We start from the raw sequence: 21214 nt of genomic DNA on the forward strand, positions 1-21214 counted from the left end.
GCGGCTTCTTTGAGTGAGGGGCCGTCATCGTCTTCAAAGAGACCGCAGTTAATCTCCCTTGTTCCAAACATCATGCGCAATGAGCGCGGCCTCTACCCGATTTCGCGCATGAAGCTTGGACAGGATTGCCGTCATGTAGTGCTTCACGGTCTTTTCCTGAAGGTCTAACTCATCAGCGATTTCACGATTGCTCAGTCCCTTGGCCACGCGTCGAAGTATTTCTTCCTCACGATGCGTAAGATCATCGAGAATGCTGCTGTTGATAGACATGCCAGTGTCAGCGTTGATTTGAAGCAATACCCGCGAGGCCAAGCCCGGAGAAACGAACCCTTCACCTGCGGCGATGCTGTGTAAGGAAGCGGTCAATTCGCTCGCGGTTACGCCCTTTACAATGTACCCAATCGCGCCCGCCTCCAAGGCGTCCGCGACATCGCTGCTGTTCTCTGAGACCGTTAAGATTGCAATGATGGGCGGATTTGCCATTGCCGCAATTTCACGTGTTGCGCTTATCCCGCCACCGGGCATCGAGAGGTCAAGAATGGCTATGTCCGGCTGATGCGTGACGACCAGCGATACTGCATCTTCCGCGCTGGACCCAGCAGCCAAAACTTCAAAACCATCAGCTTCATCCAGCGTGCGTTGCAAGCCATCCCTGAATATCGGGTGATCATCAGCTATTACGACAGATGTAGTCATGATGTGCCTAACTTTCTGGGAAAGAGTGTCATAGAAATGGTCGTGCCCTCACCCGGTCTCGATGCGACTTCGAACCTGCCGCCAATACTCTCGACCCGATCTCGCAAGCCCATAAGCCCCTGGCCACCATCGTCTCGCAACGCGGCTTCTTCTGACCTGTCAAATCCAGGTCCGTCGTCTTTGACCTTTACAACTATGCGGTCGTTCTGCGCCTCAGAAATAACAGTGCACTTGGAAGCTGGAGCATATCTCGCGGCATTGGAAAGCGTCTCCTGAAGGAAACGAAAAACGCACAGCTTGTCGGACAATGACAACCTTGGGGCCTGGCTACCCAGGAATGAAATATCCGGTCGCAACGGGCTGTGTTCGGCGTGATCCTCTACGGCTCTCTTCACAACATCGGCAAGCGCCAGGTTGTCGATGTCCGGGGCGGACAGCCCTCGCGATATTGCACGAATTTCAACCAGAGATTTTTGCAAAGACTGCTGAATTCCCTCTGCCTCTTTAGGCCTTTCGGACTCTTTGGAAAACGCCGCCTCCAGTCTAAGGGCAGCGAGCGACAGGTATTGTGCAGGACCATCATGCAGCTCGGCACCGAGTTTCTTGAGGAACCGATCTGTTTGCGTGGCATATCTTTCTGACGCCTCGACCACACGCGACCGCAGCAGGGCATTCTGCTCAGCCATCCTTTCACTTTCTGTCAAGCGCTGTTTAAGAAGAGTCCCCTGTCGTCGAATTGTTTTGTCGCCAATTGCGACGATGGAATACAAGACAATCGTACTTGCAAGAAATGCGGAACCGACGACCAACCAACTCGTTCGCCTGGCCTTGGCTAAGTCTAACTCCAGTTGGTCAGCTCTTTCGTAGAACTCCGCGACCGCGATGATTTCGCCGGACCAGAGTTCGCGGATAGGGCTGTAAACTTCAAGTAGTGGTATCCCCAGTGCTGCCTCGGCAGCGCTTTCGGCATGATCAAGCTCTTCAAAAGAGCCGGAGATATTTCCACCCCATGCTCGTTTCAGGTCATCCGTTGGATTGAAACGGTTTCCTATGATGTCTATATCCGAGGCATGTGCAATCACGCCGCCTTGCTTCCAGAATTTGTAGGAAACAATGCGGTCACGCATTGGCTGGCTCATGAAAATCTCGTCCAGCGCTAGGCTCGCCTGCTCGGAAAGGCGGTAGCCATGTGCCAATTCCTGGCTGAGCGGGGATACTACGCTTTCCATATACAGCGCCGCGGAGTTGGCGGAGTTTTGCACGACTGCGTTCTGGATTCGATTAGACACCCAGACCCCGACGATTGCGGTAGCAGTACCCATCACGAAAATGCTGGCCGCAAGAAAGACTCGCGACAACGACCAATTTCCAATCGTCAGGTCAGTTACTTTGGCTCTCATCGTGAAATCGACTATGAACTACAATCTGTTATCGCACCACGGACCTTGGTCTGACGTGATCTGGCTAAATCTCGGATACTGAGCTTCTGCCCAGTGGCCGGAGTCAGATATCATCCATCGTTCTCAGTCTTTGCAGCATCGGGCAGTGAACGTTACCGCTATCACAATTGGCCGTAAGCTCACTCAAGGCGTGCTCCAGTTGTCTGAGCTCATCAATCTTGCTTCGAACGCTGGCAATGTGTGCCTCGGCCAATTCTTTCACTGACCGGCAATCTTCAGCACTTCCTTCTGACAGCTCTAAAAGCACCTTTGCGTCAGATAGAGGAAACCCCAGGTCGCGGCACTTCTTCAAAAATCGAAGTCTTCCCACATCGTTTGCTGAATAGAGGCGACGATTGTTCAGAGCTCGTGCGGGTCCTGGTACGATACCTTCGCGTTCGTAGTAGCGGATAGTTTCTATGCCGACCCCGCTTTGCCGGGAAGCCTCACCAATCGCAATCATGTGAAGTGCCTCCACTTGATCCTGTAGTTACTACAGGAGTTATACGCTCTGAATGCCGGTGCCTCAACACAATCAAATAGAGTACCTCGGGAGCAAAAGATGAAGAAATATTTGAGCCTCAGCTACTTGGGATCGGTTTCAGCTCTGGGGGTCGCGACATGCTGTGTTCTTCCAATGGCCATGATGTTGCTCGGCTTGGGTGGCAGTTGGTTGGCGATATTCGGAAAAATAGCGGCAGCAAGCTACTATGTTCTCGCCATCTCAACAGCGCTGGTCGCGGTTTCGTTGTTCGTAGCGCATCGAAACGGGACGTTGGCAAATCTGAAATGGTGGCTTGTCGGAAGCACGGCGACTACCGCGTTGGCATGGGTCATCGTGTTCAATGAGGCTCAAATCAACGATTATCTAATCATGCAGATGTGAGACAATGACAAAACAAACTGTGGTGCTGAATAGCATTTTGACCTGCCCTCGGTGTGGGCACGTTGAAACCGAGAAAATGTCAACTGAATCGTGCCAGTGGTTTTATGAATGCAAGTCATGCAAGGCAGTCTTGAAACCGTTAGAAGGCGATTGCTGTGTTTTTTGTTCCTACGCAACTGTCCCGTGCCCGCCAATTCAGTTAGGTGATTGCTGTTGTGGATGAGCGGGCCGCAACCGCAATATCCGACAAAGATGTTGAGTGTCTTAATTGGCTCGTCCGCCAAAGTTTGCAATGTCTGCTTTCTGCGCTTCGCTGACGTAGTACAATCGGGATGCTGCGCGGCAGAGAATTGAATCTTTGCCCGCAAAGCGGAAGTTGACCGGAGCCATCTCAATATCCGATTTCGGCGCAGTAGGTAGCTCTCAAAAAAGCCTTCGATCTGCGATGCTCGCCGAAGCCAGTCAAATCTGGGATGGTCTAGCGTTGTTTCGAAATTTACGACGTGGGCTGGCACTTCCAGTGCTTTTGATCTTTGTTCTGCATTTGCATGCTTATGCTTCCTAAATTTGGGCTTGCACGCTTATGCTTCATGCGTTGCACAGTTATGGTGTTCCATCAAACTTACTACTGTCTAAAATGTTGTTTTTAAAGGGGATTTTTACACAACCTATGCGCGAAAACACTGATTCGTGCACGCTTATGCTCAATTTGCAAGAAAAGCCAGGAAAATAAGGGGCGACAAAGCCTCCGGAAAATCCGATGTGTCACAGCATTCGGAAACTGTGACACATGCTGTGACACAGCCAGCAAGAAATCGACCCGGCGCGCGGTCGCGCAAACCTCGAGTTCCGATCCCAGCATGTCGTCAATTGAGTCGCAGTGCTTGAACCGTGCTCCGTCAATCGCGCCCAGAACCTTTGCCTTCCGGTCAGGCAACCTTGCCCAACTGGCATAACAGTGCACTTACTGATCCAGTGCATTTGCGCTGGATCAGCAAACATACGGTGTTTTCCCGCAAAAATTGGATAGACATGCTCAATGAATAGGCTCGCTTTAGGTTTTCTTTCTGTCTTTCTTTCAGCCAACGCCACTTGATGTCAGGCCGCGACTGACCTTCAGTTTGCCTTCTTAAGCAGCTTTGTTGCTTTCATTTTAATCTGACCCAAGCACGCGAAGATTGGTGAAACGCTCTTGGGATTCAGGCGTAAGTGTCACGGTGCTCTCCCAAAACTCATCGACCCAGACTTCCTGCTCCTCTTCAGTCAGTTCATCGGGCTGCAGACTGGGACGAATCCGGCATTGCCCCCATCTCCATCTTTCTTCATTTACAAATTAAAACATTCATTTTATTGATTTCGTATGAATGAAAATACGTTTTCGCGGCGCAGCTTCTTGTACGGTGCCGCTTGTATAACAGCGGTTGGAGCGCAATCCAAAATCGCTTGGGCAGAGCTACAACTTGGTTCATCGGCTCGGATTGCAACCATGTCAGACGGGTACCTCTCATTGCCTCCAGAAATGGTCTTCGGCGCCATGCCGAAGGAAGAACTCAGGCAGCTTCTTGACAGCTACAAGGTGGACGCTATCAAGTACGACCCAGAGTGCAACGTGGCGCTTTATCGAGATGATCAAAACACGGTGCTGTTCGATGTGGGGGCTGGACCCGATTTCATGCCCACTTCCGGTAAACTTCTGGAAACTCTTGAAACTATCAACCTGTCGCCCGAAGATATCTCGCACGTGATCTTCACACATGCGCACCCGGATCACATCTGGGGCGTTTTGGATGATTTCGACGACCTTCTTTTCCCCAACGCCACGCATCACTTTGGCCGAAATGAGTGGGATTATTGGTGGAACCCCTCGACGGTGGATACCATTGGAGAAGATCGCGCTGCGTTCGCTGTGGGCGCGAAGCGGCGTATGGCAGCAATTGAGGATCAAGTCGCGTTCTTTGACGACGGACAAGAGATCCTTCCCGGTATTGCCGCACGCGCAAGCTTTGGACACACACCCGGCCACATGGCGTTCGAAGTTCGAGGCGGCAGTGAATCCGTGATGGTTGCCGGCGACGCGTTGGGAAATCCACACGTAGCTTTTGAACGCCCCGACTGGCTCAGCGGCACGGATCAGGATCAACAGGCGGCCGCAGCAACTCGGAATTCGCTGCTGGATCAGATTTCCCACGAGCAAATGAAAATAATTGGTTTCCACCTTCCGAATGGTGGGATCGGCCGGGTCGAAAAGACTGGGTCTGCTTATAAGTTCATTGGAGAACCATAATGATGCGATCGCTGGCGATTGTCTTGGCCCTGGGCACACCAGCTTGGGCAAGCGAGGATATTGCAGACCAATACCCGCAAAGTGTGCTGTATTCCAAACCGGTCGAATACATCCCAGGCGTCTATTCTGCCATTGGCGCAACCGCCCCGCCGACCTACGAAAACTCTGGTCACAACAACAACCTCAGCTTCATAGTTACCGGAGAGGGCGTGATCGTCATAAACGGCGGCGCAGCCTATGTGCTTGCTGAAGCGCTTCACCAGGAAATTCAGGCAATCACGGATCAGCCGGTTAAGCTTGTCTTCAACGAAAATGGTCAGGGGCACGCGACGCTTGGCAACGCCTACTGGTCAGAGCTCGGTATTCCGATCATCGCCCATTCAGATGCTGCGGCTGAATTCGAGGAATACGGCCCACAGATCCTTGAAGGTATGCAGCGGTACAACCAGGACAAGGCTGAAAGAACCTTCCTGGCTGGCCCAACCGAGACATTCGAGGATGAATACGTGGTTGAAATGGGTGATTTCCGGATTGAGGCCAAATATCTCGGGCCGGCCCATAGTCCCGGCGATATCTCGATTTGGCTGCCGAACCAAAGCCTTGTTATCGCGGGTGATATGGCGTTTCACGAGCGAATGCTGCCGATCTTTCAAGAGACCTATACAGCGGATTGGCTTGAAACATGGGACAACGAGTTCGAAGCTTTGGGAGCCAAATATGTCATCCCCGGACATGGTCATCCGACGAACATGGATCAGGTGCGCCGTTATACACGCGACTACCTGGTCTATCTGCGCGGCAAGATCCAAGAGCACATGGATGCCGGCGGCGATCTGGCAGAGGCTTACTATGTCGATCAGTCACCGTATGCCCATTTGGACACGTATGAGGAACTGGCGACAAAAAATGCCGGGCGGGTATATGAGCAGATGGAATTCGAATAACTCAGGACGTTTGAGGAACAGGGATTCGGCGCATTAACCTATGCGCGCTTATCGCTCCAACCCACATGAAGAAAACGGCAAGCCACGCCGTCAATGACAGGGCGGACCCTCCTGAAAGCCCTGCACCCACTGCGCAACCTCCGGCCAGCATGGCTCCAAACCCCATGAGGACAGCTCCAACAAGGTAGCGCTCCATCGGAGTATCCGGGCCAAAACGTTCGATCTTCCACTCCCCTGCAGTTAGGGCCGAGCCTGCGGCACCAATTGCTACGCCTGGAACAAGGCCGATACCGAAGGACAACACGACGTTTTGCTTCGCAACCAACGCCATCAGTGTATCCGTAGCCGGTCCGGTGAACGTGACTGACGACACGGGCACGACGTCAAAAGATGCTTGCGCGATCGCAAATGTCATTAACCAGCCGAGCGCCACCGTCACACCAACGCCTGCGGCTGTTACGATCCTGATAGGCGCAACTCGCCGGTGGAATGCAAATGCAATTGCCGACACCATTCCCATCGCTGCAACGGCTGAATAAGCCGCTGGCGAAAATCCAAGAATTTCTGAAAGATCTCTCGAGGCGCCTCCTGAGACAGTCCAGATCCCGGAAAGCAATTCGCGGGCGGGACTAAGAACGCCCGTGTAAGCAGCCTGAGCCACTAAGGTTAAAACCAAACCTGTAATCAGGGCGCGCAGATTACCGCAGGAGGCCAATACCAACAGGCGAGATGCACACCCACGCGCCAGAACCATGCCGGCACCGAACAGCGCCCCGCCAATTATTGCTCCGCTGAGGCTACCCGTCGACGCGATCGCGCGTGTCTCGGAAAGGTTTAACCACTCAAACGCGACAAACGCCTGTACTAAGGTGAGCGCTGCGGTGAAGGCGATCAGCCAAACCGCCAGGCGAGGACCAAGCTCGCCTTCGGCGACCTCGATGGTCGACGCCCGCAAACAAAAGTGAGATTTCTGGGCCGTCACGCCGAACAGGAGACCTACAAGCGCACCGGCAAATGCCAAAGCGCCAGGGTCTCCCAACAAATCGATGAGCCTTTCCATCAACAGAAACTCTCACTTCGTTGCTTGCGCGTCCTTGTCTTCGGTCAAGTTGTCATTGTCACTGCGCAGCCATTGGCCTGCGGGCCAATTGGCATTGGGTCCATAACTCACCCAAGGCAGATACCAGTCGATCCACGTCTTCGGTGGAATGCACTGGGGAAGGTGTAATCCGTAGACGTTCTGTTCCCTTGGGGACGGTCGGATAGTTGATCGGCTGGATGTAAATCCCATAGTCACGCATCAGCACGTCAGAGATGAAGCGACACTTGACCGGATCGCCTACCATGACCGGAATGATGTGACTTGGGTTCGGTGTATGCGGGATGCCCAGATCGTCCAGCCTGTCTCGCACGTCGCGCACGCGCTGCTGGTGCAAATGTCGTTCCGCATTGCTTTGCTTCAGGTGCCGAACCGAAGCGGCAGCTCCTGCGGCCACGGCGGGAGGCAATGCAGTGGTGAAGATAAACCCACTGGCAAAGGATCGGACAAAATCGACAAGCTCTGTCGACGCGGCGATGTATCCACCAACTACGCCGAACGCTTTGCCTAATGTCCCCTCGATGACAGTTATCCGATCCATCAGGCCTTCGCGCTCAGCTATGCCTCCGCCGCGCGTCCCATAAAGCCCCACCGCGTGAACCTCATCCAAATAGGTCATCGCGCCATAGCGATCCGCCAGATCACAGATCTCGGCAATTGGTGCAAGATCGCCATCCATGGAATAGACGCTCTCGAACGCAATGAGCTTAGGAGCGTCGGCAGGCAGTTCAGCAAGGTGCCTTTCAAGGTCTGCCACGTCGTTGTGTTTCCAGATACGTTTCTGGCACCGACTGTGGCGAATGCCCTCGATCATCGAGGCATGGTTCAACTCGTCAGACAAGACTGTGATGCCAGGAATGCGAGACGCCAGAGTTCCCAGTGCGGCCCAGTTCGAAACGTAACCAGACGTAAACAGCAACGCAGCGTCCTTGCCATGCAGGTCAGCAAGCTCTTGCTCCAGCAAAACATGCTGGTGGGTCGTTCCAGAGATATTACGCGTTCCTCCCGCCCCGGCACCAACCTCATCAATCACTTTGTGCATTGCTGCAACAACACTGGGGTGCTGACCCATCCCCAGATAATCATTTGAGCACCACACAGTGATTTTCTCGGGGCCATCTTCCGCGTAGCTACGCGCTGTCGGAAACGCGCCACGCTGCCTTTCGAGATCCGCAAAGACCCGATAGTTCCCTTCCTCCTGAAGCTGGTCGAGTTGACCACGAAAAAACTGCTGATAGTTCATTTCAGTTCCCAACGGCTTCTTCTACGATCCCGGACAACAGGGTCTGAACCTTTTGCATTGGTCCATCAGGATAGCTTCGGTATCCAACCATCACGCCGTCGTCGTCTTCGGCTACAAAAATCCCATAGGGGCAGAAGCCAATATTCATCGGGTCTGCTTCCATCACTTCACGCGAGACTTTTGCCGAGCAGAAGATGAAGATTTCTGCAGCTGCAAATATCTGTTTGTCGCTGCCGACATCAGCGCCTGTTCGATTCAACATGTCGCCGACGTGGCTTACATAGTCGATGACCAGTCCCTGTCCCACAATCGCGGACTCGACGGCGAATGTTGCATCATCAAAACTGCCGTCGAAGGGTATAGTGATGATCTCTTCTGCCAGCCCTTGGCTCGCCAGAACAGTGGAAAACGCGGCTGCGGCAATATAGTGTTTCATGGTTTTAGTCCTCCTCCTGAACCGCATTTTCTCAGATTGATCATCGGGGTCTTTGACACCGGTCAAAGCCCCCGATTGCCTCAACCAAACATGTCCGACGTGATACCGGCGTACCAACCCAGTGACTCTTCGTAAGTCGCTTTTCTCAAATCGGCATCTTCACCGGTTTGACTGATAAAGCCATCGACTTTCGCGATCTTTTCTGGCGTCGCCTCATAAGTTGCGCCAACCTTAACGCCATCATCAGTATCGATCAGCGACCAGCATGTGTTCGAGAACTTGGCCGGGAATACTTTAGACCCGGTCAACGCACCTCGTACCGCATTCGCACATACTTTCGCCTGGCTGTTTGCCGAAAAACCGGATTTCGGCATGTCACCCTGCTGGCTGGCATCACCAAGAACATAAACGTCCGAATCGGCTTTGGAGGACATGTCCGCAGCGTTCACTGGTGCCCAGTTACCGTCGGTTACTCCCGCCATTTCCGCAATGCGACCTGCTTTCATCGCTGGGATCACATTACAGACATCGACTTTTGTCTCTTCGCCGTCGATAGTCACCGTCATTGCATCCGGATTCACGGATACATTGCCACCGCCGAAATCTTCGCCGATCCAGTCGACCATTCCTTCGTAGTTGTTTCCCCAGCCTTCTTGGAACAAAGCCATTTTCGAGAATTTCGGCTTCGGATCGGCTACAATGATCTTTGCTGTTGGGTTGTTTGCCTTCAGCACATGCGCCACCATCGAAACCCGTTCATACGGCCCGGGCGGGCAACGGTACGGGTTAGGAGGAGCGACCATCGCGAAGGTACCGCCCTCGGGCATCGCCATGATCTGCGCTTTCAAAAGCTCTGTCTGAGAACCAGCTTTGTAAGCATGCGGCATCTTATTTTGGGCCGAGAGGTCCCAGCCCTCTACCGCACCATCAACAAAGTCGATACCCGGGCTAAGGATCAGCTTGTCATAAGGAACTGATCCGCCGCCTGCCAAGGACACCGTCTTAGCGTCGCGGTCGACCCCAGTGGCCCAATCATGCACGATGTTGATACCGTAGTTCGCGGCAAGCGTGCCATAGCTGTGGGCGATGTCCGATAGCTCCTGAAAACCTCCCAAATAAAGGTTTGAGAAGAAACAGGTGTAGTAGGTCCGAGACGGCTCGATCAGCGTCACGTCAATCTCACCTTTGCTGTCCTTCGCTATGTAACGCGCGGCAGTCGCACCGCCCGCACCGCCGCCGACAACCACTACACGGGGTTTGCCTTGAGCCAGCACCATCGGAGCAGATAGCCCGGCGGCCACTATCCCGGCGGCTCCAAGAAATACTCGTCTATTGAGTGTCATCGCGTTTCCTCCCCTTAGACACTGTCACTCTGGATTATTGAAGTATGCGGCCAATGCCGCGATTTCGTCATTGCTCAACCGCCCAGCGATCATTTGCATGACCGGATGTGGCCGCTGTTTGTCCTTGTAAGCGTGCATGGCGACCACGAAGTCTTCGTCAGGCCAATACACAATCGAAGGAATGCCCTCATCGCCTCCTTCAATCTGGTGACATGTCGTACATTCGCTGCTGAGGTATGCGCCGTACTCAGGATCTCCTTGAATCGCGAGAATCGTGGGGTCGATAGAATGATCCGTTCCTATTGCCGTCGGGTCCGCTTCCGGGATGTCCTGAGGATTGTCGGAAAACGCCCGCAAATAGGCGATCACATTGGCGCGGTCTTCCGGGTCTTTCAGACCACGAAAACTCATCCTGGTGCCAGACGCAAATGCACGCGGATTTTCGATGTAGGCGGATAGAGTGTCAGCGTGCCATTCCAGACCCGAATTACCCGCGCGCACAAGACTCTTGGAATATTTGAACCCCTCGAGACCTGCAGCTTTCCGACCAAAAACACCGTTTAGATGCGGGCCTATTTTATTCTCTGCTCCTTTGCCAACCTGATGGCAGCCTTTGCATTTGGCGAACACTTTTTTCCCAGCTTCGGCGTCGCCGAGGTTTTCGGCGGCGTGGGTGGATGCGGCGATAGCAACCATAACCGCAGCGCACTTCAAAATGTTCGACCAGCGCATGATCAGCTTCCGAACGACTTGAGGTAAACGATCACGGCTTCAATATCGTCTGGTTTCTTAAGCCCAGCAAAGGACATGCGTGTACCCTTCATGTAGTCCTTGGGTTTTGCCAGGAAGGCCGCCATTTCTTCTTCGGTCCAAACAAGACCAGCCTCGGCAGCTGTTTTCATAGCTTTTGAGTATTTGAACCCTTCAACCGACCCTGCGTTGGCCCCTATAACCCCGTTCAGCGCCGGACCCGTACTGTCCTTTGCACCGTCACCAACCTGATGGCAGGATTTACATTTCTTGAAGACCTTCTCACCAGCTGCGAACAGTTCCGTAGTCTGGTCAGCCTCGTCGGTTTCTTGAACAGCCGGTGTTGCGGCGGCTTCTTCCTCAGGCTTTGGCGCTTCGGCCGGAATGAACGAGGGCCCTTCCACCGTGAACGTCGGCAACTCGTCCGCGCTGGCTTCGTTCATGACCGAATTCGAACCGCCTTCTGGTGGCGTCTCAACCAGAAATACAGAGCGCATAGTAACAGCGGCTTCTGTTTTGCAGTTCTCCATACAGGGCTCTTCTCGCCATTCTGCGTACTCAGTCTCAGGTCGCGTATCGACGACAAACCCATCCTTGTTGTGCATCTCGAATTCGGCGAAGTTTTCATTGCTGAGAACGAAATCGTCATCCACCAGATCATTGGAATAAAGGATATAGGCGACGATTGCGTAGGTCTCATCCGCCGTAAGCGTACCCGCTTCACCAAATGGCATTGAGCGGGAAATATAGTCCCAAGCGGTCGACAAATGCGGCCAATAAGACCCGACGGTTTTTACAGGATCCTCGTCGGCAAGCGTGTCGAATCCACCGGCCAGAACAGGCCAATTGTCGGCGCCTTCGGCAAACTCGCCGTGACAGGACGCACATCGGTCGACAAACACTTCTTCTCCCGTCCAGACATCGCCTGATCCAACCGGCAAGCCACGCCCGTCGGGCAAGATGTCAACGTCCCAGGCAGCGATCTCTTCCTCCAATGCAGGACGTCCAAGCCCAATAGTACCGTCGCGACTGGGCGCTGGTGCAGTTAGGTTCGCACCATTTGCAACCCGCTCCGCAGCGGCCGCTTGGATTTCTTCGACTTTAGTCTCGAGTTCAGCCGCTCGATTGGCCTCCGCTTGCGCGTTTTCCAGAGCTGATGCTGCATGCGCTTCAACCTGACCTATCCGGGTTTCCAAAGTGTCTATCTTCGACTGGCCGTAGTTCCGATTGGCAAATACCAAAGCTGCCGCAAGCACCAAGGCTGTGCCACCAAATACGGGCAGGAAAACATGACTAAGAGACTTCGACATTCTCAGCGATCCCTTCTGCGCTCACGTACCAAGTTTGGATACAGTTGTTGTGGTAGACCGCGTTTTCTCCGCGCTTTTCGCGTAGCTGGTCTTTGGCTGGCTGCACATAGCCGGTCTCGTCTATCGCCCGGGCCTGTAACAACATTGGTGCTCCGTCCCAATTCGTATCAAGATAGAAACGCGTCAAAGCCTTGCTGTCGCCCTGCTTGCCAAGACGCGCCGTCTCCCAGGTGATCCCACCGTCCTTGGACACATCGACACGCGTAATTTGCCCGTGGCCTGACCAGGCAAGCCCGGAAATGACCAATGGTCCCGGTCCGTGTTTGATGGGCATTTGCGGGCTGGGTGAAGTAATGACGGACTTTGCATCCATCACCCACGTCCATTTCTGGGCTGTGCCATCGGCGTAGACATCAGTATACTTTGATGTTTCTTCGCGGCTTTCGACCGCCATATCGACGACCTCAATGCGGCGCAGCCACTTGACCCACATGTTGCCTTCCCAGCCAGGAACAACCAGTCGCACCGGATATCCATGCTCCATGCGCAGCGCTTCACCATTTGCTTTGAAAGCCACCAACACGTCATCCAGTGCTTTTTCCATCGGGATGGAGCGGCCATTTGATGACGCGTCTGCGCCTTCAACATAGACCCATTTGTCTGGTGAGATATCGGCGCCTGCTTCCTGCAACAGCGTGCGCAAAGGAACGCCAGTGTATTCCATGTTATGAATCATGCCGTGCGTAAATTGGACGCCATTGAGTTGAGCACCAGCCCACTCCATACCGGTGTTCGCCGCGCATTCGCAGAAATACACATGGTTTTCGCGCGGGAAACGCTCAATGTCTTCATAAGTAAACACAAGCGGTCGATCGACCAGCCCGTTGATCATCAGGCGATAATCCTCCTTGCGCAGCTCGATCGCACCCGAATGGTGACGCTCAAAGGCGCATCCTTGCGGGGTGATAGTGCCATCAAGCGCGTGGATCGGTGTGAAGTTGATCGACGAAATTGGAGAGGCGGTCAGCCATTCAACGTTGCGCCGAACGACATGAGATTCGAAGCTGATCGGCATGCCATAAGGTGACTCATCAACACCAGCACCCGTGTAAGACGCCCAATCCTGAAGCTCTGTTATCAGTGGGTCGGGCGTGTCTGCCGCTGCCGCACCCGCAACTGATCCTGCGGCGACCGCAGCGCTGCCTGTCAGGAAGGCCCGGCGCGACGGTTTGAACGCGTCATCCATAACTCTTAGGTCTCCATCTGTTTCTTAAGCGCCGGCAACATCGACGCTGGTGTTCTCTTGCACCGTGACGGTGCCAAGGTTGCGAATGTGGTTTTCGACGACATCCCAGATCGGCGGCCCCTCGGTGCCTTCGTTGACACTGGCCCAACCAGCTACGACGTAGGTTTTCGATGGATCAATCGCTTCACCCGTTTTGAGCAAAGTCATTTCGCTGATCCGTTGCCCTTGTGGCTTGTTCACATCGATGCGGTAGCCAAGCCCACCGACGCGGACCATATCGCCGCCCTGCTGGTAATACGGGTCGGGGTTGAACAGGTTGTCGCCGACATCCTCGAGGATCACATGGATGAATTCGCCTGTCATTTCTGTGCGATAGGCATTGGGATACGACATCGATGTGACGTTCCAGATGTCCTCACGCGTGATATCTTGTCCCGGCAGGATTGAGGGTCCCCAACGGACGCCAGGCGACATCGCGATGTCTGCCTCACGCTCATTGATCAGGGCATCGCAAATCAGGTCATCCCAGGTGCCGTTAAAGTTGCCTCGGCGGTAGAGCAACGAATCCGTTTTGCCAATCACCTCACTCAGCGCAGCCTCGTACGGCGCGCGCTGATCATTTATCAGAGCGGTGATCGCAGGATCAGGAGCGATGACGTCAGAGAAGATCGGGATCAGCTTGTGCTTCAGCCCCATCATCTGCCCGTCCCTCACGTCGAGATCGACGCGGCTGACGAATTTTCCGTTCGAACCAGACGCGATGATATGCGTTTTTCCGACCAGAACCGGCTCCGGCAGCGCGTCATGAGTGTGGCCGCTGAGGATCACGTCGATCCCTTGCACTCGACCTGCCATCTTCTTGTCCACGTCAAAGCCGTTGTGGCTGAGGACGACAACGACATCAGCGCCGGCATCGCGAACCTCGTCGACCATGGCCTGCATGTTTTCATCCCGGATACCGAACGAATATTCTGGGAACATCCAGCCTGGGTTCGCGATTGGCATGTAAGGAAACGCTTGTCCGATAACAGCAACCTTTGCACCGCCCCGATCAAAAAACTTATAGGGCTGGAACAATTCTGCAGGTTCGTCCCACTCGGCATCAAAGATGTTTTGACCTAAGGCCGCAAAGGGCAAACCTTCGACGATTTCGTTAACCCTGTCGCTGCCCAACGTGAACTCCCAATGGAAGGTCATAGCATCGGGTTTCAGAGCGTTCATGACATTGACCATGTCCTGACCGGCCGTCTGATAGCAGGTGTAGGAACCGTGCCAAGTGTCGCCCCCGTCCAGTAGCAGGGCATCAGGACGGTCAGCACGAATGGCGTTAATGACAGTTGAGACTCGGTCCAATCCACCAACCCGACCATAGGTCTTGGCCAGCGAAGAGAAATCATTGTAGGTCAGCGCATAGGCCGACGGGCTTCCATCTTCGATCCCGTAGGCCTTGCGGAACGCCGCCCCTGTGACATGCGGCATCTGCCCTCGTGCATCGCCAATACCAAGGTTTATCTCAGGTTCGCGGAAATAGATCGGTTTGAGTTGCGCGTGAATATCGGTGACATGTATCAGGCTGATATTTCCGAAGGTCTCGAACTCCAACAATTGATCCTGCGTTAGGCTTTGCTGCGCGGCAAGTCTGGCCCAGTTGCCGAACCCGGACGCCCCGTACAAAGCCGATGCAGCCATTGAAACCTGCAAGAAGTCACGTCGAGAAATCATCTATCAGCTTTCCTATAACACATATAAATGTGTGAATGTTATCTTCCTGGAAAAACCCGCGCAGGACACTGTTTACGCGGGTCGTTCACTATTGCCGTACTGCAGGAGTTTCGACTGAAAGCCCGTTGCCACGCGAGGCCACATAAAGCTCAAGCGCGCGAAACTCGTCCGATCCTTCGGCAAAAGTTTCCGCCCGCGTATCGCGAATACAGCCACGGAAACGGTTGTGGCGCGAAATCAGCTTTGCTTGTTTCAGACGATATGTTGGGAACCCGTTGATCATACCCTGGCTCAGGTGGTCGGCACGGATCATGTTACCCCAGTTGTCTTCATGACAATTGGCACAGCTCAACTCCAGCTGACCATAGCGAGTATAATACATCTCTTTGCCCTGCTCCCAATACGGGGCGGCATCGCCATCAATCGCGACATTCATTGGCATGCCGCGTGATTGCAGTCCGATCAAAGCGACCATGCCCTGCATATCGCCCCCGGACCATTTCCAGGCATCGGCTTCCATGCGGTCCGTACGGCACTTGTTGATTAGGTCTTCCATGACGACCAGCTTACCAGTTTCGGCATCCACCTTCGGCATGGACGCCTGCAATCCCTTGAAGCTTTCCACCCCATCGTGGCATGAGGCACAGCTCTCGCCAGCGGCACCATCAACGGTCTCAAAGAGATCGGCGGCCTGATCGACGAAGATCATTGCAGGATTGTCGAAGTCATCAATTTGCAGCGCTTGCGTTTCATCCGTGCGAAAATGCCAACCCGAGTAGATCGTGTCCAAATTTTCCAGATGTGCCGGAGCTTCAGTGACCGAGGTCATGTCCAACTCATCATTGATCACCAAATTGTCTTCGTCCGGTCCAGCCATCGCTGCAGCCGGGAAAACCAGAATTGCCGCGATCGCCGTAAGTGCCTTGGTATTCATTGCGTTCCTCCCTTGGTGGATCAGCGCCAACTCCTCCTACCAGCGCTGATCTGCCTTAGTGTTCGAGCCGTCAGGCGATCTCGATCGTTTTTTTCTCATAGTAGACAGAGCCGTCATCATCGTACCAAGTGAAGACAAACTCACCGGCCTCGGGCACAGTCGCTTCGAACTGGAAGTACGGGTTGGTTGAAATCGCCGGCTCCATCGTCACATCCACCACCATTTCTCCATTAAACTCGCAGGTGAAACGGTTGATGATCGAACGCGGGATCACGTTGCCTTCTTTATCCTTACGCTGGCCGCTTTCCATCTTGTGGCTGATCAATGTTTTGATCGTAACGGTTTCGCCAGCGGCGGCTGTCTTTGGAACCTTGACACGGGGTTTTACACCGGAAGCCATTGGTTAATCTCCTGTTCTTCGAGGCGCGCGTGGCGATCAGCCGCCGCAGCCGCCGATTGTCACTTTTACGGTCGCGGACGCTTTGGCAAAGCTGCCATCTGTCATCTTCGCCACGGCAATGACATCCTGCGTTCCGGCAAGACGAATACGGGTTGATGCGGCTTGTTCAGCAGCCAACGGACCGAAATTGAAAGTTGCAACGCCCGGTTCGGGGTTACCTGCAGCCACGATGAGAATTGCAGCTGCGCCCGGAGCACTGACTTCGATTGGTACGGTATTGCCGTTTTCTGCGATTTCCGGTGCAGTCAATGTAACACCGCCGTCAGCCACATCTGCGCCGCCTGTAAATGCCGCGATGGCATCTTCAGCAGCTGCATTTGCGCGTAGCGGCATAATTGTCAGGAACGCGGCGCCCAGCCCAAGGGCCAGTGTCTCGCGGCGAGAGAGTTCCATTTTCAATCTCCTTTGAAACTTCGAAAATTCACGCTTTAAAGCGCGACTATTCCTCTTTCAGGGTCGCAAGAAACGCGACCACATCCTCGATTTCTTGCGCTGTCAGGATCGACGTCAAAGGCGCGGTCGGGGCTTTTCCGGTATAGGCGTCGCCCGGGCGGATATATCCGTCATCCTTGTAGAACGCAGGCATCACCGAGCCTTCGAATGTCATCTTTGCATTTGCGACCAATCCGCGAAGTTCCGCTTCGGTCCAACGATCGCCAGCGCCATCCAGCATCGGACCAACTTCGCCATGGAACGGTATTTCGGCCAAAGCCGAGACCGCGTGGCATGCCACGCAATTGCCTTTTGATTTGTCGCCAACGATAAGCGCGCCATTTGCCGCATCACCATTAGCTCCAGTCAAAGAGACTTCGATAGCGCCATAGTCGTCATAGGTTACGTCTTTCGGGTCTGTATCTGCCGCAAATGCGGCGACGCCCGTCATTGCGCAGACCAATGTTAAGAGTCTCAGCTTCATGATCCCTCCCATTTGCTAACACGCCGGCGGCGCCTTGCGACCCAAAGCATTTGTGTACCGTAGTCGACGAGTGCCGCCTGTCGCAACATTAAATTCATCATAATGAATTTTTTTATTTGTAGTGATGGAGCTCAATCTTGAGAAATATTATTTCGCTCCTGAATGCGCCGGGCATGATACCGTTGAAAATCTTCGCCATTATCAAGTTCGTATCGCTTCTCGTCGACCCAGGTGAAAAGATCCAAGGTTGTCCCCTTAGAGAAAGCTCCCGGCATCACAGCGACCGCAGCGTCAATGGCTGTGGCATCCTCCGTCACCTCTTCCGGCAGAAAAACAAGTGTCGGGGTAAACAGAATCCCCCATTTGCGCATCAGTGCTCTTTGCTCATCCTCTTCCCCGTCAAAGTCGGTGGCCGTGGTGCTGCCATGCAAATCCAGTTGGACGACAAAGAAGTTCTCTTCGATGAACGCTGCGAGGTCAGACTGGGGAAACACTTCATCGTGCATTTTTTTGCAGTAGATACAGCCCTGCTGTTCAATAAATAACACCAACCGCTTACCTTCGCTTGAGGCCTCTTCAAGATCCTCTCGGAGGTCTTTGAACGTGTCGCGCATCCACGGCGTTTTATGCAAACCGTCGTCGCCGAGTTCAGCGGCGGAAACTACCCCGCCGATCAGACAAGCGATCAATACTGACAAAACTCGTTTCATGTCTTCCTCCCGAATTAACCGATGGCTGCGAGCCAAGGCATATGGTCGAGCATCCATTGTGCGATGTGATTGATGGAGTTGGTTGCGATGAGGATGCCGAAGAGCACCAGAAAGCCACCCATTGCCTTTTCGATGAGGGGCAAGTGCTTTCTGAACTTTGCCATCCATTGCATGAAGGGGCGAACCAGAAAGGCCGCCAGAACAAACGGTGCGGTCATTCCAACCCCGTAGACGAATAAAAGCGCCGCTCCGCGCCAAGCCGTTTCGGTTCCGGCCGCTGTAAACAAGATCGCAGCGAGCACAGGGCCGACGCAGGGTGTCCAGCCAAAAGCAAATGCCAAGCCCAAGACGTAAGCCCCAATCAGGCTAACGCTTGATGCCTCTCCGACGTCCGCACGAAATTGGCGATACAGGAAACCGATGCGAATGAACCCCAGGAAATGCAGCCCCATCGCAATGATGATGGCCGCTGCAATCCAACGCAGAATGTCGAAATACTCTCGGACCAATTGACCGAAAATCGACGCAGTCGCTCCAAGTGCCATGAAGATCGTAATGATTCCAGCTGCAAATGCCATCGCAGAAAGCGCTGCCTTGCGACGAACGCCGGCGGAAAGTGTTGACCCCGCAGAAATCTGATCAATCCCGACGCCGGCCAGATAGCTAAGATAAAACGGCACGATAGGTAGGATGCAGGGCGACAGGAACGACAATAGCCCTGCGACTAAAGCTCCCGCAAATGTAATGTCGAGCATGGTCAAACCCGTCCTGGCGCGCTATCATTCACACATTCAAAATAATAAAGATATATCGCTGCGGTCAATCGGAGCTTGAGATGCGCCACCTAATTCTACTATTGCTTGCAATCACGTTGTTTGTTTCTCCCGTGGTTTCACGGGCAGAAATGACGCTTCTGATGGCCGAAGAAGATGGGTGTATGTGGTGCGCACGTTGGGACACCGACATCTCGGATATCTACCCCAAGACACCGGAAGGACATGCCGCTCCACTTCAGCGCGTCGATATCCACGCAGCTATACCTGATGGCATCGCATTGGAGCGGCCTCTCTACTACACGCCAACCTTTGTTCTGCTGGACGATGGCCAAGAGGTCGGCCGGATAGAAGGTTATCCCGGCGAAGATTTTTTCTGGGGATTGCTGGGCGTTTTGCTGCGTGACGCGGGGGTACCGATTGAGACCTCTGGATAAACTGTGGCGCATTACATAAACTGTTATGAATGCGTGAAGCTATGAAAGCGAGGCGATCTTGTTGCACAAATCTTCGAAACTGCCTGTGTTCTCCAAGGACATGTGCGCCGAAGACATGGACAGAATGATGGAGAATGCTCAGACAGCGTCAAATTTCCTCAAGGCAATCAGCCATGAGGGGCGCCTGATGATTTTGTGTTATCTGTCGTCAGGGGAAAAATCGGTCACGCAGATGGAAGAAATGCTCTCAGCACGCCAGGCTGCCGTGTCTCAGCAACTATCCCGCTTGCGCTTTGAGGGCTTGGTCAAGACACGACGCGAGGGGAAAACGATCTACTATAGATTGGCGGATGATCGATCGACACAGATTCTGGAAGTCGTCTACGATCTATTCTGCAGGGAAAAGTAGAAGCCGCCAAAAATACCCGCCAGCTTTGGGAGGAGACTGGCAATGTTTGAAACATTGGGAGACGCCAACACCGTCGCCCTGATCGGTTTGATCGGTGGCATTGTGTTGGGCTTGGCCGCACGCATTGGCCGTTTTTGCACGCTGGGTGCAATCGAAGACTACCTTTACGCAGATGATGACCGGCGGCTGCGCATGTGGGCAATTGCGATCGGCGTAGCAATTGTCGGCAGCCACTTGGCTATGGCTTTCGGGTGGCTGGACCCTGTTGGAACAAGGTATCTTGCACAGACCTGGAACCCACTTGGGTCGATCATAGGTGGCCTCATGTTCGGTTACGGAATGGCCATCAGCGGGAATTGCGGCTATGGCGCGCTGGCAAGGCTTGGAGGTGGCGACCTTCGATCATTCGTCATCGTATTGATCATGGGTCTATCTGCTTACGTTGTCATGTCCGGGCCCCTCGCATATCTGCGCGTTTGGGTCTTTCCAGAAGAGATGGATCTCAAGGGTCCCCAAAGCATTAGCTTCCTTGCTGAACAGCTAACCTCTATCCCAGCTTGGCTCATTGGCTCCGTTATCGGCGTTGCCTTAGTGATTTTCGCATTAGCGAACCAGCGCTTCCGCCGCAATCCTGCACAAGTGTTCTGGGGATCTGTAGTTGGACTGGCGATTATTTCAGGCTGGCTTGGCACGAATTGGGTTGCGACGCACGGTTTCGACGGTGAGCCGGTGCAAACTCACACCTTCGCTGCACCCCTTGGCGACACAGTATTCTACCTCATGACAGCATCTGGAAACACTTTGTCCTTTGCGGTCGGATCAGTCTCCGGCGTTCTCATTGGCGCATTTTTGGGGTCTTGGTCCAAAGGTCATTTCCGATGGGAAGCATGCGAGGATCCACGTGAACTAAAGCGGCAAATGCTCGGCGCGGCGATTATGGGACCAGGCGCGATCATCGCGGTCGGTTGCAGTGTCGGACAAGGTATATCTGCCTTCTCACTTTTGGCCTACAGCGCGCCTGTAACATTCGCTGCCATCTTCGCCGGCGCGGCGCTTGGCTTGAAACAACTCGTGTCTGGGCTGTCCTTCATAACTGAGCGTTGAGTTTACAGTTCAAATCAGTCTGCGTCCGGATTCGCATCCGCGCTGCTCACGCGCTGCACCAAAACTGATAGAA

The 21214-nt window shown here is 53.8% G+C and carries 24 protein-coding genes; 7 read left to right on the forward strand and 17 right to left on the reverse strand.

The genetic code is table 11. The features are described 5' to 3' along the window. Positions 1-48: 48 nt before the first annotated feature. The 3 genes from ACR0M2_RS05210 to ACR0M2_RS05220 all read right to left on the reverse strand — a co-directional run bounded on the left by ACR0M2_RS05210 (position 49) and on the right by ACR0M2_RS05220 (position 2598). Positions 49-696 (reverse strand): response regulator, encoded by a 648-nt coding sequence (locus ACR0M2_RS05210; protein WP_170351307.1) that lies wholly within the window; start codon positions 694-696, stop codon positions 49-51. Next, complete coding sequence (locus tag ACR0M2_RS05215) at positions 693-2096, reverse strand: sensor histidine kinase (protein WP_480704197.1); 1404 nt, start codon at positions 2094-2096, stop codon at positions 693-695. Before ACR0M2_RS05215 ends, ACR0M2_RS05210 begins: the two co-directional genes overlap by 4 nt. 103 nt (positions 2097-2199) lie before the next feature. Next, on the reverse strand, positions 2200-2598 hold the full coding sequence (locus ACR0M2_RS05220) for a MerR family transcriptional regulator (protein ID WP_170351305.1): 399 nt from the start codon (positions 2596-2598) through the stop codon (positions 2200-2202). Positions 2599-2697: 99 nt separating this feature from the next. On the opposite strand from ACR0M2_RS05220, the gene ACR0M2_RS05225 reads away from it, so the two are divergent. The 4 genes from ACR0M2_RS05225 to ACR0M2_RS05240 all read left to right on the forward strand — a co-directional run bounded on the left by ACR0M2_RS05225 (position 2698) and on the right by ACR0M2_RS05240 (position 6249). Beyond that, complete coding sequence (locus tag ACR0M2_RS05225) at positions 2698-3021, forward strand: hypothetical protein (RefSeq protein WP_170351304.1); 324 nt, start codon at positions 2698-2700, stop codon at positions 3019-3021. 4 nt (positions 3022-3025) lie between these two features. Next, positions 3026-3244 carry a GDCCVxC domain-containing (seleno)protein gene (locus ACR0M2_RS05230; protein WP_480704198.1) on the forward strand — a complete coding sequence of 73 codons (219 nt, stop codon included), beginning with the start codon at positions 3026-3028 and terminating at the stop codon, positions 3242-3244. Between the two features lie 1263 nt (positions 3245-4507). Next, complete coding sequence (locus ACR0M2_RS05235) at positions 4508-5305, forward strand: MBL fold metallo-hydrolase (protein WP_254438689.1); 798 nt, start codon at positions 4508-4510, stop codon at positions 5303-5305. A gap of 2 nt (positions 5306-5307) precedes the next feature. Continuing rightward, complete coding sequence (locus ACR0M2_RS05240; protein WP_480704218.1) at positions 5308-6249, forward strand: MBL fold metallo-hydrolase; 942 nt, start codon at positions 5308-5310, stop codon at positions 6247-6249. Between the two features lies 1 nt (position 6250). Here the strand turns inward: ACR0M2_RS05240 and ACR0M2_RS05245 are convergent, their stop codons facing one another. The 14 genes from ACR0M2_RS05245 to ACR0M2_RS05310 form a co-directional block, all read right to left on the reverse strand. Further along, on the reverse strand, positions 6251-7270 hold the full coding sequence (locus tag ACR0M2_RS05245) for a YeeE/YedE family protein (protein WP_254437323.1): 1020 nt from the start codon (positions 7268-7270) through the stop codon (positions 6251-6253). A 97-nt stretch (positions 7271-7367) separates the two neighbouring features. Then, on the reverse strand, positions 7368-8591 hold the full coding sequence (gene hemA / locus ACR0M2_RS05250) for a 5-aminolevulinate synthase (protein ID WP_480704199.1): 1224 nt from the start codon (positions 8589-8591) through the stop codon (positions 7368-7370). A gap of 1 nt (position 8592) precedes the next feature. After that, entirely contained in the window at positions 8593-9027 is a 435-nt protein-coding gene (locus ACR0M2_RS05255; protein ID WP_170408939.1) for a DUF302 domain-containing protein, read from the reverse strand. An 80-nt stretch (positions 9028-9107) separates the two neighbouring features. Further along, entirely contained in the window at positions 9108-10370 is a 1263-nt protein-coding gene (locus tag ACR0M2_RS05260; RefSeq protein WP_480704200.1) for an FCSD flavin-binding domain-containing protein, read from the reverse strand. A gap of 24 nt (positions 10371-10394) precedes the next feature. Then, positions 10395-11102 carry a c-type cytochrome gene (locus ACR0M2_RS05265; RefSeq protein ID WP_480704201.1) on the reverse strand — a complete coding sequence of 236 codons (708 nt, stop codon included), beginning with the start codon at positions 11100-11102 and terminating at the stop codon, positions 10395-10397. Between the two features lie 2 nt (positions 11103-11104). Beyond that, a complete protein-coding gene (locus ACR0M2_RS05270) occupies positions 11105-12430 on the reverse strand; it encodes a c-type cytochrome (protein WP_480704202.1) in 1326 nt (441 codons plus the stop codon). Further along, complete coding sequence (soxC, locus tag ACR0M2_RS05275) at positions 12414-13676, reverse strand: sulfite dehydrogenase (RefSeq protein ID WP_480704203.1); 1263 nt, start codon at positions 13674-13676, stop codon at positions 12414-12416. The genes ACR0M2_RS05270 and soxC overlap by 17 nt, the downstream gene beginning before the upstream one ends. A gap of 24 nt (positions 13677-13700) precedes the next feature. Continuing rightward, entirely contained in the window at positions 13701-15398 is a 1698-nt protein-coding gene (soxB, locus tag ACR0M2_RS05280) for a thiosulfohydrolase SoxB (RefSeq protein ID WP_480704204.1), read from the reverse strand. An 88-nt stretch (positions 15399-15486) separates the two neighbouring features. Beyond that, on the reverse strand, positions 15487-16332 hold the full coding sequence (gene soxA / locus ACR0M2_RS05285) for a sulfur oxidation c-type cytochrome SoxA (protein WP_170408934.1): 846 nt from the start codon (positions 16330-16332) through the stop codon (positions 15487-15489). A gap of 70 nt (positions 16333-16402) precedes the next feature. After that, positions 16403-16732 (reverse strand): thiosulfate oxidation carrier complex protein SoxZ, encoded by a 330-nt coding sequence (soxZ, locus tag ACR0M2_RS05290; RefSeq protein WP_480704205.1) that lies wholly within the window; start codon positions 16730-16732, stop codon positions 16403-16405. Positions 16733-16768: 36 nt separating this feature from the next. Next, positions 16769-17185: a thiosulfate oxidation carrier protein SoxY gene (gene soxY / locus ACR0M2_RS05295; protein WP_170408933.1), complete on the reverse strand. Its 417-nt coding sequence runs from the start codon at positions 17183-17185 to the stop codon at positions 16769-16771. A gap of 46 nt (positions 17186-17231) precedes the next feature. Then, positions 17232-17708 (reverse strand): sulfur oxidation c-type cytochrome SoxX, encoded by a 477-nt coding sequence (gene soxX, locus ACR0M2_RS05300; RefSeq protein WP_170408932.1) that lies wholly within the window; start codon positions 17706-17708, stop codon positions 17232-17234. A 131-nt stretch (positions 17709-17839) separates the two neighbouring features. After that, positions 17840-18418 (reverse strand): thioredoxin family protein, encoded by a 579-nt coding sequence (locus tag ACR0M2_RS05305; RefSeq protein ID WP_480704206.1) that lies wholly within the window; start codon positions 18416-18418, stop codon positions 17840-17842. Between the two features lie 14 nt (positions 18419-18432). After that, positions 18433-19173: a cytochrome c biogenesis CcdA family protein gene (locus ACR0M2_RS05310; protein ID WP_170408930.1), complete on the reverse strand. Its 741-nt coding sequence runs from the start codon at positions 19171-19173 to the stop codon at positions 18433-18435. A 149-nt stretch (positions 19174-19322) separates the two neighbouring features. Here ACR0M2_RS05310 and ACR0M2_RS05315 point away from each other — a divergent pair, with 149 nt between their 5' ends. The 3 genes from ACR0M2_RS05315 (at position 19323) to ACR0M2_RS05325 (ending at position 21141) form a co-directional block, all read left to right on the forward strand. Further along, positions 19323-19628, forward strand: coding sequence for a hypothetical protein (locus ACR0M2_RS05315; RefSeq protein ID WP_367647891.1), 306 nt, complete (start codon positions 19323-19325; stop codon positions 19626-19628). Between the two features lie 100 nt (positions 19629-19728). Further along, the gene (locus ACR0M2_RS05320) at positions 19729-20037 is read left to right on the forward strand and encodes an ArsR/SmtB family transcription factor (protein ID WP_142635976.1); all 309 of its coding nucleotides are present in this window, start codon (positions 19729-19731) and stop codon (positions 20035-20037) included. A gap of 42 nt (positions 20038-20079) precedes the next feature. Beyond that, the gene (locus ACR0M2_RS05325; protein ID WP_480704207.1) at positions 20080-21141 is read left to right on the forward strand and encodes a YeeE/YedE family protein; all 1062 of its coding nucleotides are present in this window, start codon (positions 20080-20082) and stop codon (positions 21139-21141) included. The last annotated feature ends 73 nt before the right edge of the window (positions 21142-21214 follow it).

The sequence above is a fragment of the Ruegeria sp. BE10 genome (assembly GCF_056538905.1).

What these genes read in the sequence shown, in the direction of transcription:
- ACR0M2_RS05210 (WP_170351307.1), bottom strand. Translation starts at nt 696, where the DNA reads ATGACTACATCTGTCGTAATAGCTGATGATCACCCGATATTCAGGGAT.
- ACR0M2_RS05215 (WP_480704197.1), bottom strand. Translation starts at nt 2,096, where the DNA reads ATGAGAGCCAAAGTAACTGACCTGACGATTGGAAATTGGTCGTTGTCG.
- ACR0M2_RS05220 (WP_170351305.1), bottom strand. Translation starts at nt 2,598, where the DNA reads ATGATTGCGATTGGTGAGGCTTCCCGGCAAAGCGGGGTCGGCATAGAA.
- ACR0M2_RS05225 (WP_170351304.1), top strand. Translation starts at nt 2,698, where the DNA reads ATGAAGAAATATTTGAGCCTCAGCTACTTGGGATCGGTTTCAGCTCTG.
- ACR0M2_RS05230 (WP_480704198.1), top strand. Translation starts at nt 3,026, where the DNA reads ATGACAAAACAAACTGTGGTGCTGAATAGCATTTTGACCTGCCCTCGG.
- ACR0M2_RS05235 (WP_254438689.1), top strand. Translation starts at nt 4,508, where the DNA reads ATGTCAGACGGGTACCTCTCATTGCCTCCAGAAATGGTCTTCGGCGCC.
- ACR0M2_RS05240 (WP_480704218.1), top strand. Translation starts at nt 5,308, where the DNA reads ATGCGATCGCTGGCGATTGTCTTGGCCCTGGGCACACCAGCTTGGGCA.
- hemA (WP_480704199.1), bottom strand. Translation starts at nt 8,591, where the DNA reads ATGAACTATCAGCAGTTTTTTCGTGGTCAACTCGACCAGCTTCAGGAG.
- ACR0M2_RS05255 (WP_170408939.1), bottom strand. Translation starts at nt 9,027, where the DNA reads ATGAAACACTATATTGCCGCAGCCGCGTTTTCCACTGTTCTGGCGAGC.
- ACR0M2_RS05260 (WP_480704200.1), bottom strand. Translation starts at nt 10,370, where the DNA reads ATGACACTCAATAGACGAGTATTTCTTGGAGCCGCCGGGATAGTGGCC.
- ACR0M2_RS05265 (WP_480704201.1), bottom strand. Translation starts at nt 11,102, where the DNA reads ATGCGCTGGTCGAACATTTTGAAGTGCGCTGCGGTTATGGTTGCTATC.
- ACR0M2_RS05270 (WP_480704202.1), bottom strand. Translation starts at nt 12,430, where the DNA reads ATGTCGAAGTCTCTTAGTCATGTTTTCCTGCCCGTATTTGGTGGCACA.
- soxC (WP_480704203.1), bottom strand. Translation starts at nt 13,676, where the DNA reads ATGGATGACGCGTTCAAACCGTCGCGCCGGGCCTTCCTGACAGGCAGC.
- soxB (WP_480704204.1), bottom strand. Translation starts at nt 15,398, where the DNA reads ATGATTTCTCGACGTGACTTCTTGCAGGTTTCAATGGCTGCATCGGCT.
- soxA (WP_170408934.1), bottom strand. Translation starts at nt 16,332, where the DNA reads ATGAATACCAAGGCACTTACGGCGATCGCGGCAATTCTGGTTTTCCCG.
- soxZ (WP_480704205.1), bottom strand. Translation starts at nt 16,732, where the DNA reads ATGGCTTCCGGTGTAAAACCCCGTGTCAAGGTTCCAAAGACAGCCGCC.
- soxY (WP_170408933.1), bottom strand. Translation starts at nt 17,185, where the DNA reads ATGGAACTCTCTCGCCGCGAGACACTGGCCCTTGGGCTGGGCGCCGCG.
- soxX (WP_170408932.1), bottom strand. Translation starts at nt 17,708, where the DNA reads ATGAAGCTGAGACTCTTAACATTGGTCTGCGCAATGACGGGCGTCGCC.
- ACR0M2_RS05305 (WP_480704206.1), bottom strand. Translation starts at nt 18,418, where the DNA reads ATGAAACGAGTTTTGTCAGTATTGATCGCTTGTCTGATCGGCGGGGTA.
- ACR0M2_RS05310 (WP_170408930.1), bottom strand. Translation starts at nt 19,173, where the DNA reads ATGCTCGACATTACATTTGCGGGAGCTTTAGTCGCAGGGCTATTGTCG.
- ACR0M2_RS05315 (WP_367647891.1), top strand. Translation starts at nt 19,323, where the DNA reads ATGACGCTTCTGATGGCCGAAGAAGATGGGTGTATGTGGTGCGCACGT.
- ACR0M2_RS05320 (WP_142635976.1), top strand. Translation starts at nt 19,729, where the DNA reads ATGTGCGCCGAAGACATGGACAGAATGATGGAGAATGCTCAGACAGCG.
- ACR0M2_RS05325 (WP_480704207.1), top strand. Translation starts at nt 20,080, where the DNA reads ATGTTTGAAACATTGGGAGACGCCAACACCGTCGCCCTGATCGGTTTG.